At 41.8% G+C, this 876-nt stretch carries 2 rRNA genes; both read right to left on the minus strand.

Annotation, left to right across the window (positions count from 1 at the left end):
* Positions 1–432 precede the first annotated feature (432 nt).
* Positions 433–548: ribosomal RNA gene (rrf, locus tag L4D05_RS24050) — 5S ribosomal RNA — on the minus strand.
* A 94-nt stretch (positions 549–642) separates the two neighbouring features.
* Positions 643–876 (minus strand): 23S ribosomal RNA (locus L4D05_RS24055); the annotation flags it as partial.

Below are 876 nucleotides of genomic sequence, written 5' to 3' on the forward strand. Positions count from 1 at the left end.
GAGCCATGATCAAACTCTTCAATTTAAGATTTTGTCGGCTCAATGAATACTGACTTCAAAACTGTCCCTTACTTAAAAAGTAAGAAGTAATTTTAAAGCTATTATCGTTCCAACAGAACGATAATGAATTTTGACTGTGTGACAGTAAGCGAACTTACTACCCTTAGGTCACGTGTTCATTGAAAACCATTTTACTTCCGAAGAAGTTGTTTATCTCTGCTCAAAGCAGAAGTAAACATAATGATTATCATCAACAAGTGTCCACACAGATTGATATAGGTCTATATTGTTAAAGAGCTTTGCTTTCAATGCCTTAGCACTTAAGCAGGACGCGTATAATACGCTATCTGCTTTGAAAGTCAACATAATATTCTAAGTATTTACTTAAAAAACTATGTTGACTCGTCTCAATCGAGACAAGTCGATATTAAAGCCTGGCGATGTCCTACTCTCACATGGGGAAGCCCCACACTACCATCGGCGCTACTGCGTTTCACTTCTGAGTTCGGCATGGGATCAGGTGGGTCCGCAACGCTATGGTCGCCAAGCAAATTCTTAAAATTCGGAAAGCTTAATAAACGTTCTTAATACACATTCAATCTGTTCTTGCTTTGAGTCCAATCAAAACCCTTTGGGTGTTGTATGGTTAAGCCTCACGGGCAATTAGTACAGGTTAGCTCAATGCCTCGCAGCACTTACACACCCTGCCTATCAACGTTCTAGTCTTGAACAACCCTTTAGGACACTTAAAGTGCCAGGGAAGACTCATCTCAGGGCTCGCTTCCCGCTTAGATGCTTTCAGCGGTTATCGATTCCGAACTTAGCTACCGGGCAATGCCATTGGCATGACAACCCGAACACCAGAGGTTCGTCCAC

The sequence above is a fragment of the Vibrio nomapromontoriensis genome (genome assembly GCF_050337205.1).
Classification (GTDB): Bacteria; Pseudomonadota; Gammaproteobacteria; order Enterobacterales; family Vibrionaceae; genus Vibrio; species Vibrio nomapromontoriensis.